The organism is Microbispora sp. GKU 823 (assembly GCF_002027145.1).
GTDB classification, from domain to species: domain Bacteria; phylum Actinomycetota; class Actinomycetes; order Streptosporangiales; family Streptosporangiaceae; genus Microbispora; species Microbispora siamensis.
Map to the genome: position 1 here is coordinate 16,305 of NZ_MWJN01000107.1, position 15,161 is coordinate 31,465.

16 protein-coding genes and 1 pseudogene are annotated in these 15,161 nt (G+C 67.4%); all 17 read right to left on the bottom strand.

The features are described 5' to 3' along the window. Positions 1–42: 42 nt before the first annotated feature. Positions 43–330 (bottom strand): 30S ribosomal protein S17, encoded by a 288-nt coding sequence (gene rpsQ / locus B1L11_RS36615; protein WP_079319862.1) that lies wholly within the window; start codon positions 328–330, stop codon positions 43–45. Continuing rightward, positions 323–559, bottom strand: a complete 237-nt coding sequence (gene rpmC / locus B1L11_RS36620; RefSeq protein WP_079319874.1) for a 50S ribosomal protein L29 — start codon at positions 557–559, stop codon at positions 323–325. The genes rpsQ and rpmC overlap by 8 nt, the downstream gene beginning before the upstream one ends. Beyond that, a complete protein-coding gene (gene rplP / locus B1L11_RS36625; protein ID WP_030508327.1) occupies positions 559–978 on the bottom strand; it encodes a 50S ribosomal protein L16 in 420 nt (139 codons plus the stop codon). Before rplP ends, rpmC begins: the two co-directional genes overlap by 1 nt. A 2-nt stretch (positions 979–980) precedes the next feature. Beyond that, complete coding sequence (rpsC, locus tag B1L11_RS36630) at positions 981–1,826, bottom strand: 30S ribosomal protein S3 (RefSeq protein WP_079319863.1); 846 nt, start codon at positions 1,824–1,826, stop codon at positions 981–983. Then, positions 1,826–2,179, bottom strand: coding sequence for a 50S ribosomal protein L22 (gene rplV / locus B1L11_RS36635; RefSeq protein ID WP_079319864.1), 354 nt, complete (start codon positions 2,177–2,179; stop codon positions 1,826–1,828). Before rplV ends, rpsC begins: the two co-directional genes overlap by 1 nt. Positions 2,180–2,212: 33 nt before the next feature. Further along, positions 2,213–2,491, bottom strand: coding sequence for a 30S ribosomal protein S19 (gene rpsS, locus B1L11_RS36640; RefSeq protein WP_079319865.1), 279 nt, complete (start codon positions 2,489–2,491; stop codon positions 2,213–2,215). An 11-nt stretch (positions 2,492–2,502) separates the two neighbouring features. Continuing rightward, complete coding sequence (gene rplB / locus B1L11_RS36645) at positions 2,503–3,339, bottom strand: 50S ribosomal protein L2 (protein ID WP_079319866.1); 837 nt, start codon at positions 3,337–3,339, stop codon at positions 2,503–2,505. A 130-nt stretch (positions 3,340–3,469) separates the two neighbouring features. Then, positions 3,470–3,772 (bottom strand): 50S ribosomal protein L23, encoded by a 303-nt coding sequence (gene rplW, locus B1L11_RS36650; protein WP_076432505.1) that lies wholly within the window; start codon positions 3,770–3,772, stop codon positions 3,470–3,472. Beyond that, complete coding sequence (gene rplD / locus B1L11_RS36655) at positions 3,772–4,422, bottom strand: 50S ribosomal protein L4 (RefSeq protein ID WP_079319867.1); 651 nt, start codon at positions 4,420–4,422, stop codon at positions 3,772–3,774. The genes rplW and rplD overlap by 1 nt, the downstream gene beginning before the upstream one ends. Beyond that, on the bottom strand, positions 4,419–5,075 hold the full coding sequence (rplC, locus tag B1L11_RS36660) for a 50S ribosomal protein L3 (RefSeq protein WP_079319868.1): 657 nt from the start codon (positions 5,073–5,075) through the stop codon (positions 4,419–4,421). Before rplC ends, rplD begins: the two co-directional genes overlap by 4 nt. Before the next feature lie 13 nt (positions 5,076–5,088). Further along, on the bottom strand, positions 5,089–5,397 hold the full coding sequence (gene rpsJ, locus B1L11_RS36665; RefSeq protein ID WP_012887830.1) for a 30S ribosomal protein S10: 309 nt from the start codon (positions 5,395–5,397) through the stop codon (positions 5,089–5,091). A 245-nt stretch (positions 5,398–5,642) separates the two neighbouring features. Beyond that, a complete protein-coding gene (gene tuf / locus B1L11_RS36670; RefSeq protein WP_079319869.1) occupies positions 5,643–6,836 on the bottom strand; it encodes an elongation factor Tu in 1,194 nt (397 codons plus the stop codon). Between the two features lie 94 nt (positions 6,837–6,930). Further along, entirely contained in the window at positions 6,931–8,979 is a 2,049-nt protein-coding gene (gene fusA / locus B1L11_RS36675) for an elongation factor G (RefSeq protein WP_239108594.1), read from the bottom strand. 84 nt (positions 8,980–9,063) lie between these two features. After that, positions 9,064–9,534, bottom strand: a complete 471-nt coding sequence (gene rpsG / locus B1L11_RS36680) for a 30S ribosomal protein S7 (RefSeq protein WP_079319871.1) — start codon at positions 9,532–9,534, stop codon at positions 9,064–9,066. Between the two features lies 1 nt (position 9,535). Further along, the gene (gene rpsL, locus B1L11_RS36685) at positions 9,536–9,910 is read right to left on the bottom strand and encodes a 30S ribosomal protein S12 (protein WP_030508316.1); all 375 of its coding nucleotides are present in this window, start codon (positions 9,908–9,910) and stop codon (positions 9,536–9,538) included. 566 nt (positions 9,911–10,476) lie between these two features. Continuing rightward, positions 10,477–14,352, bottom strand: coding sequence for a DNA-directed RNA polymerase subunit beta' (locus B1L11_RS36690; RefSeq protein ID WP_079319872.1), 3,876 nt, complete (start codon positions 14,350–14,352; stop codon positions 10,477–10,479). A gap of 19 nt (positions 14,353–14,371) precedes the next feature. Next, positions 14,372–15,161, bottom strand: a pseudogene (locus B1L11_RS36695) (DNA-directed RNA polymerase subunit beta); the annotation flags it as partial.

Sequence of the window (15,161 nt, forward strand, 5' to 3'; positions counted from 1 at the left end):
TGGGGGGCGGTCTCCCACCCCCCACGAGGCGCGTCTGTGGTGTTACTTGGCCTTCTCGAGGATCTCGACGACCCGCCACCGCTTGGTGGCCGAGAGCGGCCGGGTCTCCATCAGGAGGACGCGGTCGCCGACGCCGCAGGCGTTCTGCTCGTCGTGGGCCTTGTACTTGGTCGTACGGCGGATGACCTTGCCGTACAGCGGGTGCTTGACGCGGTCCTCGACGGCGACGACGACGGTCTTGTCCATCTTGTCGCTGACGACCAGGCCCTCACGGGTCTTGCGGTAGTTCCGCTGCGTCTCGGTGGTCGGGGTCTCGGTTGCTTCAGACATCGCTCGGCTCCTTCTCGACCGTGACGATTCCGAGCTCGCGCTCGCGCATCACGGTGTAGATGCGGGCGATCTCGCGGCGGACGGCGCGCAGCCGCCCGTGGCTCTCCAGCTGACCCGTCGCCGCCTGGAAGCGGAGGTTGAACAGCTCCTCCTTGGCTTCCTTCAGCTTCTGGACCAGCACCTCCTGGTCCTCGACACGCAGCTCCGCGGCGGTCAGACCCTTAGCCATCACGCCTCACCCACTTCACGCTTGACGAAACGGCACTTCATGGGGAGCTTGTGCATCGCGCGCCGCATGGCCTCGCGGGCCACGGGCTCGGCGACACCGGACAGCTCGAACATGACACGGCCGGGCTTGACATTGGCGATCCACCACTCCGGAGAGCCCTTACCGGAACCCATACGGGTCTCGGCCGGCTTCTTCGTCAGGGGGCGGTCCGGGAAGATGTTGATCCACACCTTGCCGCCACGGCGGATGTGCCGGGTCATGGCGATACGCGCGGCCTCGATCTGGCGGTTGGTCACGTAGGAGTGCTCAAGCGCCTGAATGCCGAACTCGCCGAAGACGACCCGGGTGCCGCCCTTGGCGGCGCCGCTGCGGTCGGGCCGGTGCTGCTTACGGTGCTTGACCCTGCGCGGGATCAGCATGGTCAGCTCCCTTCAGCACCCGGCTGCTCCGCCGGGCCGGTCTCGGGGGCGGCCTGCGCGGCCGCCTCGGTCCTGGGTGCACGGTCGTTACGGCCTGCGCCGCCACGACGGGGACGGTCGCCGCCACGACGCGGACGCTCGCCCGCGCCACCGCGACGGTCGTCACGCTCGCGACGCTGGCCCGCGCGGGCGCCGGCCGCGGCCGCCTCCCGCTCGGAACGGCTGGTCGGGGCCTCGCCCTTGTAGATCCACACCTTCACGCCGATGCGGCCGAAGGTGGTGCGGGCCTCGTAGAAGCCGAAGTCCACGTCCGCACGGAGCGTGTGCAGGGGCACGCGGCCCTCGCGGTAGAACTCCGAGCGCGACATCTCGGCGCCGCCCAGACGGCCGGAGCACTGGACACGGATGCCCTTGGCCCCGCTCTTCATGGCGGACTGCATGGCCTTGCGCATGGCCCGGCGGAACGAGACGCGGCTGGACAGCTGCTCGGCCACGCCCTGCGCGACGAGCTGCGCGTCGATCTCGGGGTTCTTCACCTCGAGGATGTTCAGCTGGACCTGCTTCTTGGTCAGCTTCTCCAGGTCGCCGCGGATGCGGTCGGCCTCGGCGCCGCGACGGCCGATGACGATGCCCGGCCGGGCGGTGTGGATGTCGACCTGGACGCGGTCGGTCGTGCGCTCGATCTCGACCTTGGAGATGCCGGCCCGCTCCATGCCCTTCTGCAGCATGCGACGGATCGCCACGTCCTCGGCGACGTACGACTTGTACAGCTTGTCGGCGTACCACCGGCTCTTGAAGTCGGTCGTGATGCCGAGGCGGAACCCGTGCGGGTTAACCTTCTGGCCCACTAGCGGGTCCTTCCCTTCGGCTCGCGGGACTCCACGATCACAGTGATGTGGCTGGTCCGCTTGTTGATCCGATAGGCACGACCCTGGGCACGCGGGCGGAAGCGCTTGAGCGTCGGGCCCTCGTCGACCCACGCCCGGCTCACGAAGAGCGTGTCCCGGTCGAGCTTGAAGTTGTGCTCAGCGTTCGCGATCGCGCTCGAGAGCACCTTGTAAACGGTCTCGCTCGCCGCCTGGGGAGCGAACTGCAGCACGGCCTGCGCCTCCGAAGCGGGCAGCCCGCGAATGAGGTCCACCACGCGGCGGGCCTTCCGGGGCGTGTGGCGCGCGTACCGCGCCTGTGCCCTGGCTTCCATCGCTTTCTCCTCTAACTGCTGGCTTGAAGGCGCTTACCGCCGGCTGCGGCGGTCTTCCTTGACGTGGCTGCGGAACGTCCGCGTGGGGGCGAACTCACCGAGCTTGTGACCGATCATCGACTCGGTGATGAACACCGGGACGTGCTTGCGGCCGTCGTGCACGGCGATCGTGTGGCCGATCATGTCGGGCACGATCATGGAGCGCCGCGACCACGTCTTGATGACGTTCTTGGTGCCCTTCTCGTTCTGGGCGTCCACCTTCTTCTGAAGGTGATCGTCCACGAAGGGACCCTTCTTAAGACTACGTGGCATTTCGGCTGCTCCTACCGCTTCTTCCTCTTGCTCCGACGACGGATGATCAGCCGGTCGCTGGGCTTGTTCGGCTGCCGGGTGCGGCCCTCGGGCTTGCCCTTCGGGTTCACCGGGTGGCGACCACCGGAGGTCTTGCCCTCACCACCGCCGTGCGGGTGGTCGACCGGGTTCATGGCGACACCGCGGACCGTGGGGCGCTTGCCCTTCCAGCGGTTGCGGCCGGCCTTGCCGATGCTGATGTTGGCCTGCTCGGCGTTGCCCACCTGGCCCACCGAGGCCCGGCAGCGCACGTCGACCTGACGCATTTCTCCGGACGGCATACGCAGCGTGGCGTACATGCCCTCCTTGGCGAGCAGCTGGATCTGCGCGCCGGCGCTACGGCCGAGCTTGGCGCCGCCACCGGGACGCAACTCCACCGCGTGGATGAAGGTACCGGTCGGGATGTTGCGCAGCGGCAGGCAGTTGCCCGGCTTGATGTCGGCCGTGGGGCCGTTCTCGACCTGGTCCCCCTGCTTGAGGCCGACCGGGGCGAGGATGTAGCGCTTCTCGCCGTCGGCGTAGTGCAGCAGCGCGATGCGGGAGGTGCGGTTCGGGTCGTACTCGATGTGCGCGACCTTGGCCGGGATCCCGTCCTTGTCGTGGCGGCGGAAGTCGATGATCCGGTAGGCGCGCTTGTGCCCGCCTCCCTGGTGCCGGGCGGTCACCCGGCCGTGGACGTTACGGCCGCCCTTGCTGTGCAGTGGGGCAAGCAGCGACTTCTCCGGGGTGCTGCGCGTGATCTCGGCGAAGTCCGAGACGCTCGCGCCGCGCCGACCCGGAGTCGTCGGCTTGTACTTACGGATGCCCATCTTTTTCGTTCATCCTTCGTCGGTTCGTACCGGTCGGGGTCCGCCTCACGGCGGTCCCCCCGGTGCTTTCTTCCTCGGGGCCGGTCCCTCGCTCGGTGGCGAGGGGCCCCTCTCCCCGCTGCGGCAGGTGCTAGCCGATCTGACCGAAGATGTCGATCCGCTCGCCCTCGGCCAGGCTCACGATCGCGCGCTTGGTGTCCGGGCGCTGGCCGTAGCCGTGCCGGGTCCGCTTGCGCTTGCCCTGACGGTTGATCGTGTTCACGCCGGTCACCTTGACGCCGAAGATCTGCTCGACGGCGATCTTCACCTGCGTCTTGTTGGCACCCTTGCGCACCAGGAACGTGTACTTGTTGTGCTCATCGATCAGGCCGTAGCTCTTCTCGGAGACGATCGGCTTGAGGATGATGTCGCGCGGGTCGGCGATCTTCTGCATCAGGCCTCTTCCTTCCCGCTGTTCGCCAGCCGGGCCACGACCTGGTCGTAGGCCTCACGGGTGAAGACCACGTCGTCGTGGCAGAGCACGTCGTAGGTGTTCAGCTGTCCCGCGTCCAGCAGGTGGACCTCGGGCGCGTTGCGCAGGCTCAGCCAGGTGAGCTCGTCGTTCTCGTCGACCACGACGAGCACGCTGCGGGCCTGCGTGATCTTGCGCAGCGCCTCCAGGGCGGCCTTGGTCTTGGGCGTGTCACCCGTGACCAGGCTGCTCACCACGTGGACGCGGCCGCCGCCGGCGCGGTCGGACAGCGCGCCCTTCAGGGCCGCCGCCTTCATCTTCTTGGGCGTCCGCTGCGCGTACGAGCGCGGCTGCGGGCCGTGGACGGTGCCACCGCCGGCGAACTGCGGAGCGCGGGTCGAACCCTGGCGGGCGCGACCGGTGCCCTTCTGCCGGTACGGCTTCTTGCCGCCGCCGGAGACGTCACCGCGGGTCTTGGTGGCGTGGGTGCCCTGCCGGCGAGCGGCGAGCTGGGCGACGACCACCTGGTGGATCAGCGGGACGTTGACCTTGGTCCCGAAGACCTCCTCGGGGAGGTCCACGGTCCCCGTCTTGGCGCCGCTGGCGTCGAGGACGTCAATGGTCGTGGTCACTTCGCAGCAACCCCCTTCTTGGCAGCGGTGCGGAGGAGGACCAGGCTGCCGTTGGCACCGGGGATCGCACCCTTGATCAGGATGAGGCCCTTCTCGGCGTCCACGGCGTGCACCTTGAGGCTCTGGACCGTCGTGCGGACGTTGCCCATCCGGCCGGCCATGCGCAGGCCCTTGAAGACGCGGCCCGGGGTGGCGCAGCCACCGATGGAACCCGGGGAGCGGTGCTTGCGCTGGGTACCGTGCGAAGCGCCCAGACCACGGAAGTTGTGGCGCTTCATGACACCGGCGTAGCCCTTGCCCTTGCTCTTGCCCGTGACGTCGACGTACTGGCCGGCCTCGAAGGTGTCGGCGAGGATCTCCTGGCCGATCGTGTACTCGGAGGCGTCGTCGGTGCGAATCTCGGCGAAGTAGCGGCGCGGGGTGATGTCGTGCTTGCGCAGGTAGTCGCCCAGGGGCTTGTTCACCTTGCGCGGGTCGATCTGCCCGTAGCCGAGCTGAACGGCGGAGTAGCCGTCCTTCTCCGGAGTGCGGACCCGGGTCACCACGCACGGACCGGCCTCGACGACGGTGACCGGGATCACCCGGTTCGCCTCATCGAAGACCTGGGTCATGCCGAGCTTCTTGCCCAGGACGCCCTTGATCTGCTTAGCCATGTCAGTGCGTTCCTTAGAGCTTGATCGAGATGTCCACGCCGGCGGGAAGGTCGAGACGCATGAGCGAGTCGACCGTCTTCGGCGTCGGGTCGATGATGTCAATCAGCCGCTTGTGCGTACGCATCTCAAAGTGCTCGCGGCTGTCCTTGTACTTGTGCGGCGACCGGATGACGCAGTACACGTTCTTCTCGGTCGGCAGCGGCACCGGGCCAGCGACCTTGGCGCCGGTCCGCGTCACCGTCTCGACGATCTTCTTGGCCGAGCTGTCGATGACCTCGTGGTCATACGCCTTAAGCCGGATGCGGATCTTCTGTCCCGCCATAATGGCCTCGGTGTCCTTCGCTGTCGTCCTATAAAGCATCGCGCGGCCTGTTGCCGCAGGTCTGTTTCCACATGACCGACGCCCGGATCCTGTCCGGTGTTCCGTGATCTGGCAGTGGCTTCGGTCGAAGTGCGGCCGAAAGCACTGCGAGATCACGGTCTCGTCGTCCGTGGGGGACCGTCTCCGGCCCCTGCGTGGTGCGGCGGCCAGGCCCTTGTGGACCCGACCGCCGCCCAGCGGTGCTGCTACTTGATGACCTTCGTGACGCGACCGGCGCCGACGGTGCGGCCACCCTCGCGGATCGCGAACTTCAGGCCCTCTTCCATGGCGACCGGCTGGATGAGCTGGACGGTCATCTCGGTGTTGTCACCGGGCATGACCATCTCGGTGCCCTCCGGCAGGTTCACCACGCCCGTCACGTCAGTCGTACGGAAGTAGAACTGAGGACGGTAGTTGTTGAAGAACGGCGTGTGGCGGCCGCCCTCGTCCTTGGACAGGATGTAGACCTGCGCCTCGAACTCGGTGTGCGGGGTGGTCGTGCCCGGCTTGATGACACACTGACCGCGCTCGACCTCCTCGCGCTTGATGCCGCGCAGGAGCAGACCGACGTTGTCACCGGCCTGGCCCTCGTCGAGGAGCTTGCGGAACATCTCGACGCCGGTGACGGTCGTCGTGGTGCTCTTCTCCTTGATGCCGATGATGTCGACGGTCTCGTTGACCTTGACGACACCGCGCTCGATACGGCCGGTGACGACGGTGCCGCGACCGGTGATCGAGAACACGTCCTCGATCGGCATGAGGAACGGCTTGTCGGTGTCACGAACCGGCTCGGGGACGTTCTCGTCCACGGCGTTCATGAGCTCGATGATGGAGTCGCCCCACTTCTCGTCGCCCTCGAGCGCCTTGAGCGCCGATACGCGCACGACCGGCAGGTCGTCGCCCGGGAACTCCTGGGCGGACAGCAGCTCGCGGACCTCGAGCTCGACGAGCTCCAGGATCTCCTCGTCGTCGACCATGTCGGCCTTGTTGAGGGCCACGACGATGTAGGGAACGCCGACCTGGCGGGCCAGGAGGACGTGCTCCTTCGTCTGCGGCATCGGGCCGTCGGTCGCCGCGACCACCAGGATCGCGCCGTCCATCTGGGCGGCACCGGTGATCATGTTCTTCACGTAGTCGGCGTGACCGGGGCAGTCCACGTGAGCGTAGTGGCGCTTCTCGGTCTGGTACTCGACGTGCGCGATGGAGATGGTGATTCCGCGAGCCTTCTCCTCGGGCGCCTTGTCGATCTTGTCGAACGGGGTCGCCTCGTTGAGCTGCGGGAAACGGTCGTGAAGCACCTTGGTGATCGCCGCGGTCAGAGTGGTCTTGCCGTGGTCGATGTGCCCAATGGTGCCGATGTTCACGTGCGGCTTGTTCCGCTCGAACTTGGCCTTGGCCACTGATCTGTCTCCTTAGAGATTCTGACTTGACTTGCGTCTTCTACCCTCAGGCTGTGCACGGCGGAGGCACTCCCCCGCCGTGCACCGAGCGGAACTATTCGCCCCGAGCCTTCGCGACGATCTCCTTGGCGATGCCCGGGGGCACCTCCGCGTAGGAGTCGAACTGCATGCTGTAGCTCGCCCGCCCCTGAGTGCGGCTGCGCAGGTCACCCACGTAGCCGAACATCTCGGAGAGCGGAACGAGCGCCCTGATGACGCGGGCGCCGGACCGTTCGTCCATTGCCTGGATCTGTCCGCGACGACCGTTCAGGTCGCCGATGACGTCTCCCATGTAGTCCTCGGGCGTGGTGACCTCGACGGCCATCATCGGCTCGAGGAGTACGGCGTCTGCCTTGCGCGCGGCCTCCTTGAAGGCCATCGAGCCGGCAATCTTGAAGGCCATTTCCGACGAGTCGACCTCGTGGAAGGCGCCGTCCTGAAGCGTGACCTTGACGCCGACCATCGGGTAGCCGGCGAGCACACCGAACTCGGCCGCCTCCTGCGCGCCCGCGTCCACCGACGGGATGTACTCCCGCGGGATGCGGCCACCGGTGACCTTGTTCTCGAACTCGTAACCGTCGTTGCCCTCGCCCAGCGGCTCCAGGTCGATGATCACGCGCGCGAACTGGCCGGAACCACCGGTCTGCTTCTTGTGCGTGTACTCGACCTTCTCCACCTTGCGGCGGATGGTCTCGCGGTAGGCGACCTGCGGGCGGCCGACGTTCGCCTCGACCTTGAACTCGCGGCGCATCCGGTCGACGAGGATCTCCAGGTGGAGCTCGCCCATGCCCCAGATGACCGTCTGGCCGGTCTCCTCGTCACGGCGGACCTGGAAGGACGGGTCCTCCTCGGCCAGCCGCTGGATCGCGGTGCCCAGCTTCTCCTGGTCGCCCTTGGTCTTGGGCTCGATGGCCACGTTGATGACCGGCGCCGGGAAGGTCATCGACTCGAGGACGACCTGCTTGACCGGGTCCGAGAGGGTGTCACCGGTGGTGGTGTCCTTCAGGCCCATGACGGCCACGATCTGACCAGCGGTCGCGGTCGGGCGCTCCTCGCGCTTGTTCGCGTGCATCTGGTAGATCTTGCCGATCCGCTCCTTCTTGCCCTTGACCGAGTTCACCACGGTGGTGCCGGCCTCGAGCGTTCCGGAGTAGACGCGGATGTAGGTCAGCTTGCCCAGGTGCGGGTCGCTCATGATCTTGAACGCCAGGGCGGCGAACGGCTCGTTCGGGTCCGCGTGACGCTCGACGATCTCCTCCTCGTTGCCCACCGCGTGGCCCTTGAAGGCCGGGATGTCGGTGGGAGCCGGGAGGTAGGCGACGATCGCGTCGAGCAGGGGCTGCACGCCCTTGTTCTTGAACGCGGTGCCGCACAGGACCGGGTTGATCGCGCCGCTGATGGTCGCCCGGCGGATGGCCGCGACGAGCTGCTCCTCGCTGGGCTCGACGCCCTCCAGGAAGAGCTCCATGAGCTCGTCGTCGTTCTCGGCGACGGTCTCGACCAGCTTGTCGCGCCACTCACGGGCCGCTTCGGCGTGGTCGGCCGGGATGTCGACGGTGTCGTACATCTCGCCCTTGGCCGCCTCGGCGCTCCAGAGCAGGCCCTTCATCTTCACCAGGTCGATGACGCCCTTGAAATCGGCCTCGACGCCCCAGGGAAGCTGGATGACCGCCGGGGTGGAGCCCAGCCGGTTGATCATCATGTCGACACAGCGGTGGAACTCCGCGCCGACCCGGTCCATCTTGTTGACGAAGCAGATGCGGGGCACGCCGTAGCGGTCGGCCTGGCGCCAGACCGTCTCCGACTGCGGCTCCACGCCCGCGACACCGTCGAACACCGCGACCGCGCCGTCGAGAACACGCAGCGACCGCTCGACCTCGATGGTGAAGTCCACGTGTCCGGGCGTGTCGATGATGTTGATCGTGTGATCAAGCCAGCTACAGGTGGTCGCGGCGGACGTGATCGTGATGCCGCGCTCCTGCTCCTGCTCCATCCAGTCCATGGTGGCAGCGCCCTCGTGGACCTCACCGATCTTGTAGTTGATGCCGGTGTAGAACAGGATGCGCTCAGTCGTCGTGGTCTTGCCCGCGTCGATATGGGCCATGATCCCGATGTTGCGGACCCTGGCCAGGTCAAGAGCGGTCGTGGTGGCCACTTCTTCGCGTCCTTAACTCGTCGTCGGTGCTCACTACCAGCGGTAGTGGGCGAAGGCCTTGTTGGACTCGGCCATCTTGTGCGTGTCCTCGCGCCGCTTGACGCTGGCGCCGAGGCCGTTGCTCGCGTCGAGCAGCTCGTTCATGAGCCGCTCGGTCATGGTCTTCTCGCGGCGCGCCCGGGAGTACTGGACGATCCACCGCAGGGCCAGCGTGGTGCTGCGCGAGGCCTTGACCTCGACAGGCACCTGGTAGGTGGCGCCACCGACGCGGCGGCTCTTCACCTCGAGCGTCGGACGGACGTTGTCGAGAGCACGCTTGAGGGTGACGACCGGGTCGTTGCCGGTCTTGTCCTTGCAGCCCTCGAGGGCGCCGTAGACGATCGACTGCGCGAGGGAGCGCTTGCCGTCCAGGAGAACCTTGTTGATGAGCGCGGTGACCAGCGGCGAGTTGTGCACCGGGTCAGCGACCAGCTGGCGGCGGCCAGGGGAACCCTTGCGCGGCATGTCAGCTCTTCTCCTTCTTAGCGCCGTAACGGCTGCGGGCCTGCTTGCGGTTGCGGACGGCCTGGGTGTCCAGCGAACCACGGATGATCTTGTAGCGAACACCCGGCAGGTCCTTCACACGACCACCACGCACGAGCACCATCGAGTGCTCCTGGAGGTTGTGGCCCACCCCAGGGATGTAAGCCGTGACCTCGATGCCGTTGGTGAGCCGAACACGGGCCACCTTGCGCAGCGCCGAGTTGGGCTTCTTGGGGGTCGTCGTGTAAACGCGGGTGCAAACGCCGCGCCGCTGCGGGCTCCCCTTGAGGGCAGGAGTCTTGGTCTTGCTGACCTTGTCCTGCCGGCCCTTTCGGACCAACTGCTGAATGGTGGGCACCGCGTCTCCGTTTCGTGCCTAGCCGGTGATACGTAGGACCCGATCGAGGTGGCGATGCCGCCTCTCCCAGGCTTGCAGGTACTGCCGGTGTCATGACCTGCTGTTTTTCCATCCCCTTCGACCCCCGCGCTCGGGCGTGTCGCGCTCTTGTCGCATCACACCCGGGCGGACCCGGTCGATCTGGAGGAATCACACGGCGCCCCCACACGCCTCCCTCGTCGGGAAGCGGCATTTGAGCGCACGCATGCGAGCCCACAGACGGGCACGAAGGTAAAGCCTACCCGCCCCCGTACAACACGTCAAAACAGAGGAGGACGCCCCGGAGGGACGTGCCCCGCTGTCTCGACGTGCCGCTGCGCCGACGGCCCACGACGGACCGCCGAAGGACTCGGCCCCCCATCATACCGTCCCCACGAGGGGCTTCTCACGGTTTCCGCACCGTCCCCGCCCTGCGTCGCGCACCCGGCCGCTCGGGTGGCCGGACAAACCGAAAGCGGCCCGGGGCGTGATGCCCCGGGCCGCTCCCGTACGTCCCCGCCGCGGCGATCGCTCACCGCGGCGACCTGTCAACGGCCGTACTGACCGAAGTCGTACTCCTCCAGCGGGACGGCCTCGCCGCTGCCGGAGCCGAAGGTGTAGTCCGCCGCCGAGCCGTCGTAGCCGCCGACCGTGTACATCGCGGCCTTGGCCTCCTCGGTCGGCTCCACCCGGATGTTGCGGTACTGGGGCATGCCCGTACCGGCCGGGATGAGCTTACCGATGATGACGTTCTCCTTGAGGCCGAGCAGCGAGTCCGACTTGGCGTGGATCGCCGCGTCGGTGAGGACTCGCGTCGTCTCCTGGAAGGACGCCGCCGACAGCCACGACTCGGTGGCCAGCGAGGCCTTGGTGATGCCCATCAGGACCGGACGGCCGGAGGCCGGCTGGCCGCCCTCCGCCACGGTCTGACGGTTCATCGCCTCGAAGCGCGGCCGCTCGACCAGCTCACCGGGCAGCAGCTCGGTGTCGCCGGACTCCAGCACGTTCACGCGCTTGAGCATCTGCCGGACGATGACCTCGATGTGCTTGTCGTGGATCGACACACCCTGCGAGCGGTAGACCTGCTGCACCTCGTCCACCAGGTGGAGCTGGACGGCACGCGGGCCGAGGATCCGCAGGACCTCGTTCGGGTTGCGCGCACCGGCGACCAGGAGCTGGCCGACGTCCACGTGCTGCCCCTCGGAGACCAGCAGGCGCGACCGCATCGACACCGGGTAGGCGACCTCGTCGGAGCCGTCGTCCGGAGTGATGACGATCTTGCGGGTCTTGTCGGTCTCGTCGATCCGGACCCGGCCGGCGACCTCGCTGATCGGGGCCACACCCTTGGGGATGCGGGCCTCGAACAGCTCCTGGACACGCGGCAGACCGTGGGTGATGTCGGCGCCCGCCACACCACCGGTGTGGAAGGTACGCATGGTCAGCTGGGTGCCGGGCTCACCGATCGACTGGGCCGCGATGATGCCGACGGCCTCGCCGACGTCCACGAGCTTGCCGGTGGCCAGCGAACGGCCGTAGCAGGTCGCGCAGACACCGATCTTGGCCTCGCAGACGAGCGTGCTGCGGGTCCTGACCGTCTCGATGCCGGCGTTGACCAGCGCCGTCACCACGTCGTCGTTGATGTCGACGCCCGCCGAGGCGATGAGCTTGCCGTCCACCTCGACGTCCTCGGCCAGGATGCGGCCGTGCACGTTGCTCTCGGCGTTCTCGGCCTTGACCAGGTTGCCCTGGGAGTCGCGCTCGCCGACGTGCAGCGGGACGGCCCGGTCGGTGCCGCAGTCGATCTCGCGCACGATGACGTCCTGCGCGACGTCGACCAGACGACGGGTCAGGTAACCCGAGTCGGCGGTCCGCAGGGCGGTGTCCGCCAGACCCTTCCGCTGACCGTGGGTCGAGATGAAGTACTCCAGCACCGACAGGCCCTCGCGGAAGGAGGACTTGATCGGCCGCGGGATCGTCTCACCCTTGGTGTTGGACACCAGGCCGCGGATGCCGGCGATCTGCCGGACCTGCATGCGGTTACCGCGGGCGCCCGAGTTGACCATCATCCAGACCGGGTTGGTCGCCGGGAACGCGTTGACCATGTCGGTCTCGACGTCCGCCGTCGCGTGGGTCCAGATCTCGATGAGCTCCTGACGGCGCTCCTCGTCGGTGATCAGACCACGGTCGTACTCCCGCTGGACCTTGTCGGCCCGCCTCTCGTACGACTCCATGATCTCGGCCTTGTTCGGCGGCGCCACGACGTCCTCGATGGAGATCGTGACACCGGCGCGGGTCGCCCAGTAGAAACCGGCGTCCTTCAGCGAGTCGAGCGCGTTGGCCACCTCCACCTTCGGGTACCGCTCGGCCAGCTCGTTGACGATCGCCGAGAGCTGCTTCTTGCCGACCTGGTAGTTCACGAAGGGGTAGTTGGCGGGCAGCGTCTGGTTGAACAGGCACCGGCCCAGCGTGGTCTCCAGCCGGATCGGGTCGCCGGACTCCCAGCCCTCGGGGGCCTCCCAGCCGCGCGGCGGCGGGACGTCCTTGAGCCGCACCTGGATCTTGGCCTGGATGTCCAGCTCGTGGCGGTCGAAGGCCATGAGGGCCTCCGACACCGTGGCGAACACCCGGCCCTCGCCGAGGCCACCCTCCTTCTGGGTGGTCAGCCAGTACAGACCGATGACCATGTCCTGGGTGGGCATCGTCACCGGCTTGCCGTCCGCCGGCTTGAGGATGTTGTTGGTGGACAGCATCAGGATCCGGGCCTCGGCCTGGGCCTCGGCCGACAGCGGCAGGTGCACCGCCATCTGGTCGCCGTCGAAGTCCGCGTTGAACGCGGTGCAGACGAGCGGGTGGATCTGGATGGCCTTGCCCTCGACGAGCTGCGGCTCGAAGGCCTGGATGCCCAGGCGGTGCAGGGTGGGCGCACGGTTGAGCAGCACCGGGTGCTCGGTGATGACCTCTTCCAGCACGTCCCACACGACCGGCTTGGACCGCTCGACCATCCGCTTGGCGGACTTGATGTTCTGCGCGTGGTTGAGATCGACCAGGCGCTTCATCACGAACGGCTTGAACAGCTCCAGCGCCATCTGCTTGGGCAGGCCGCACTGGTGGAGCTTGAGCTGCGGGCCGACGACGATGACCGAACGGCCGGAGTAGTCGACGCGCTTGCCGAGCAGGTTCTGCCGGAAACGACCCTGCTTACCCTTCAGCATGTCGCTGAGGGACTTCAGCGGACGGTTGCCGGGGCCCGTGACCGGGCGGCCGCGGCGGCCGTTGTCGAACAGGGCGTCGACGGCCTCCTGGAGCATCCGCTTCTCGTTGTTCACGATGATCTCGGGCGCGCCGAGGTCGAGCAGACGCTTGAGGCGGTTGTTCCGGTTGATGACCCGGCGGTACAGGTCGTTCAGGTCCGAGGTGGCGAAGCGGCCACCGTCGAGCTGGACCATCGGCCGCAGGTCCGGCGGGATCACCGGGATGCAGTCGAGGACCATGCCGCTCGGCGAGTTGCGGGTGTTGAGGAACGCCGCGACGACCTTGAGCCGCTTGAGGGCGCGGGCCTTCTTCTGGCCCTTGCCGCTGCGGATGGTCTCCCGCAGGTTCTCCGCCTCGGCCTCCAGGTCGAAGCTGGCCAGCCGCTCCTGGATGGCCTGGGCGCCCATGCCGCCGCGGAAGTAGCGGCCGAACCGGTCGCGCATCTCGCGGTAGAGCAGCTCGTCGCCCTCCAGGTCCTGGACCTTGAGGTTCTTGAAGCGGCTCCAGACCTCCTCGAGGCGGTCCAGCTCGCGCTGGGCCCGGTCGCGGAGCTGGCGCATCTCGCGGTCGGCGCCTTCACGCACCTTGCGGCGGGCGTCGCCCTTGGCGCCGGTGGCCTCCAGCTCGGCCAGGTCGGCCTCGAGCTTCTTCTGGCGGGCCTCGATGTCGGCGTCACGGCGCTGCTCGATGTGCTGCCGCTCGACGGAGATCTTCGCCTCCAGCGACGGCAGGTCGCGGTCACGCATCTCGGTGTCGACATGCGTGATCATGTACGCCGCGAAGTAGATGACCTTCTCCAGGTCCTTCGGGGCCAGGTCGAGCAGGTAACCGAGGCGCGACGGGACGCCCTTGAAGTACCAGATGTGGGTGACCGGAGCGGCCAGCTCGATGTGGCCCATCCGCTCGCGGCGCACCTTGGCGCGCGTGACCTCGACGCCACAGCGCTCACAGATGATGCCCTTGAAGCGGACGCGCTTGTACTTGCCGCAGTAGCACTCCCAGTCCCGGGTCGGACCGAAGATCTTCTCGCAGAAGAGCCCGTCCTTCTCCGGCTTGAGGGTCCGGTAGTTGATGGTCTCCGGCTTCTTCACCTCGCCGTGCGACCACTGCCTGATGTCGTCGGCGGTCGCGAGGCCGATGCGCAGCTCGTCGAAGAAGTTGACGTCGAGCACTAGATAATCCCCTTTTGAATCAGACCTCGTCGACGGTCATCGCGCCCTCGTGGGGACGCCGGGACAGGTCGATGCCGAGCTCCTCCGCCGCGCGGAAGACGTCCTCGTCGGTGTCCCTCATCTCGATCGACATGCCGTCGCTGGAGAGAACCTCGACGTTCAGACAGAGCGACTGCATCTCCTTGATGAGGACCTTGAAGGACTCGGGAATGCCCGCCTCGGGGATGTTCTCGCCCTTGACGATGGCCTCGTAGACCTTCACTCGGCCCAGGACGTCGTCGGACTTGATCGTCAGCAGCTCCTGCAGCGCGTAGGCCGCGCCGTAGGCCTCCAGAGCCCACACCTCCATCTCGCCGAAGCGCTGGCCGCCGAACTGCGCCTTACCACCCAGCGGCTGCTGGGTGATCATCGAGTACGGACCGGTCGAGCGCGCGTGGATCTTGTCGTCGACCAGGTGCAGCAGCTTCAGGATGTAGATGTAGCCCACCGCGATCGGGTAGGGGAACGGCTCGCCGGAGCGGCCGTCGAACAGCCGCGCCTTGCCACTGGGCATCACGATCCGGTTTCCGTCGCGATTGACGAGGGTGCTGCCCAGAAGACCGATGATCTCCTGTTCGCCGGCGCCGTCGAACACCGGGGTGGCGACGTTGGTCCAGGGCTCGACCCTGTCCATGTCCTTCTCGCGCAGGCGCTCGGCCCACTCCTCCTCGACCCCGGTGATGTCCCAGCCCTGGGCGGCGATCCACCCGAGATGTGTCTCCAGCACCTGGCCGACGTTCATCCGGCCGGGCACGCCCAGCGGGTTGAGG

What these genes read in the sequence shown, in the direction of transcription:
- rplC (WP_079319868.1), bottom strand. Translation starts at nt 5,075, where the DNA reads ATGGCTAAGCAGATCAAGGGCGTCCTGGGCAAGAAGCTCGGCATGACC.
- fusA (WP_239108594.1), bottom strand. Translation starts at nt 8,979, where the DNA reads ATGGCCCATATCGACGCGGGCAAGACCACGACGACTGAGCGCATCCTG.
- rplW (WP_076432505.1), bottom strand. Translation starts at nt 3,772, where the DNA reads ATGCAGAAGATCGCCGACCCGCGCGACATCATCCTCAAGCCGATCGTC.
- rpmC (WP_079319874.1), bottom strand. Translation starts at nt 559, where the DNA reads ATGGCTAAGGGTCTGACCGCCGCGGAGCTGCGTGTCGAGGACCAGGAG.
- rplV (WP_079319864.1), bottom strand. Translation starts at nt 2,179, where the DNA reads ATGGAAGCCAGGGCACAGGCGCGGTACGCGCGCCACACGCCCCGGAAG.
- rpsJ (WP_012887830.1), bottom strand. Translation starts at nt 5,397, where the DNA reads ATGGCGGGACAGAAGATCCGCATCCGGCTTAAGGCGTATGACCACGAG.
- rpsS (WP_079319865.1), bottom strand. Translation starts at nt 2,491, where the DNA reads ATGCCACGTAGTCTTAAGAAGGGTCCCTTCGTGGACGATCACCTTCAG.
- rpsG (WP_079319871.1), bottom strand. Translation starts at nt 9,534, where the DNA reads ATGCCGCGCAAGGGTTCCCCTGGCCGCCGCCAGCTGGTCGCTGACCCG.
- rplP (WP_030508327.1), bottom strand. Translation starts at nt 978, where the DNA reads ATGCTGATCCCGCGCAGGGTCAAGCACCGTAAGCAGCACCGGCCCGAC.
- rplB (WP_079319866.1), bottom strand. Translation starts at nt 3,339, where the DNA reads ATGGGCATCCGTAAGTACAAGCCGACGACTCCGGGTCGGCGCGGCGCG.
- rpsQ (WP_079319862.1), bottom strand. Translation starts at nt 330, where the DNA reads ATGTCTGAAGCAACCGAGACCCCGACCACCGAGACGCAGCGGAACTAC.